This is a genomic window from Streptomyces sp. DI166, from assembly GCF_900091315.1.
Classification (GTDB): domain Bacteria; phylum Actinomycetota; class Actinomycetes; order Streptomycetales; family Streptomycetaceae; genus Streptomyces; species Streptomyces fuscus.
Window position 1 is genome coordinate 1 of record NZ_FLSP01000229.1, and the last position, 1,621, is coordinate 1,621.

Below are 1,621 nucleotides of genomic sequence, written 5' to 3' on the forward strand. Positions count from 1 at the left end.
TGCTGCGGGGTGCGGGTGCGTGGTGGGTTGCTCGCGCAGTTCCCCGCGCCCCTTTGGTTCGTGTCGGTGAGCGTTTCTTTTGCGGTGCCCGCGTCTCAGTGGCCTGTTTCCAGCCGTTCGTTTTTCAGCATGAACCAGGCTGCTACTGCTGCCAGGAGCAGTACCGCTGCTCCGGCTCCCGCGGCCAGGGTCAGGCCGTTGACGAAGGACTCTCGGGCCGCGTCGAGCATGGTCTGCGCGGCCGCCGGTGGCATGGACGCCGCTGATTCCACTGCGCCGCCCAGGGACTCGTGGGCGGAGTCCGGGGTGCCCGCCGGGCCCGTGAAATTGCTGTAGACGCCCGTCACGATCGAGCCGAGGACCGCGATGCCCAGGGCCGCGCCCAGCTCGTACGCCGTTTCCGAGACCGCAGAGGCCGAGCCGGCGTGTTCCTTCGGGACCGAGGACAGGATGACGTCCGCCGTGACCGTGAAGGAGAAGCCGGCGCCGATGCCGACGACCAGGAGGGCCGTACCCAGGACGGCGTAACCGGTCGACTGGCCGAGGACCGTGAGGGCGGCCAGGGACAGACCGACCGCCGCCAGGCCGCCGGAGACCACGGCGCGTACCGAGTACCGGCGTGCCGCGCGGCCCGCGACCAGGCCCGCCGCCACCGCGCCGACGGCGGCGGGGAGTTCCGCCAGACCCGCCTCCAGCGGACCGCGGCCCTGGACGAGCTGGAGGTACTGGGAGAGGAAGAACACCAGGCCGGACAGGCCGAGGATGGTCAGCAGGTCGGCCAGCACCGCGCCGCTGAAGCCCCGGTTGCGGAACAGCCGCATGTCCAGCAGCGGCTCCGGGAGCGTGAGCTGACGGCGGACGAAGCCGTACAGGGCGAGGGCACCCAACAGGCCGACGGCCAGCGGCTCCCAGCTCACGCCGTGCGTGGCGATCTCCTTGACCGCGTAGACCACGCCCACCATGCCGACCAGCGACAGCAGGACGCTGCGCAGGTCCCAGGGGCCGGGGTTCGGGTTGCGGGACTCCGGGAGCAGCCTGATGCCGACCACGACGAGGACCGCCATCACGGGCAGGTTGATCAGGAAGACCGAGCCCCACCAGAAGTGCTCCAGCAGGAAGCCGCCGACGATCGGACCGACCGCCGTACCGGCGGAGGCCGTGGCGCCCCAAATGCCCACGGCGAGGCTGCGCTCGCGCGGGTCGTGGAAGAGGTTGCGGATCAGCGCGAGCGTGGCCGGCATCAGGGTCGCACCGGCGACACCGAGCAGCGCACGGGCGACGATCATCATCTCCGGGCTGGTGGCGTACGCGTTCAGCACGGATATCGCGCCGAACGCGGTCGCGCCGACCAACAGGATCTTCTTGCGGCCTATGCGGTCGCCGAGGCTGCCCATCGAGACCAGCAGACCGGCGATGACGAACGAGTAGACGTCACCGATCCACAGCAGCTGGGTGCCGGAGGGGTCGAGGTCCTCGCTGATGTAGGGGGTCGCGAGACCGAGGACGGTCGCGTCGACGGCCACCAGCAGCACGGCGAGCACGAGGACGGACAGCGCGAGCCAGCGGCCCGGGCGCTTCACCGCCTCGGTCGTGGTCGCCGGCTGCAGGGTGCTGGTCATGA

General features: G+C 70.8%; 1 protein-coding gene. It reads right to left on the minus strand.

The annotated features are described in order from the left end of the window. Positions 1-95: 95 nt before the first annotated feature. Positions 96-1,619, minus strand: a complete 1,524-nt coding sequence (locus GA0115233_RS39980) for an MFS transporter (RefSeq protein WP_093725696.1) — start codon at positions 1,617-1,619, stop codon at positions 96-98. Between the last annotated feature and the right edge of the window lie 2 nt (positions 1,620-1,621).

Bases quoted from the DNA above. Each gene is read 5' to 3' on its own strand.
- GA0115233_RS39980 (WP_093725696.1), bottom strand. From the start codon at position 1,619: ATGACCAGCACCCTGCAGCCGGCGACCACGACCGAGGCGGTGAAGCGC.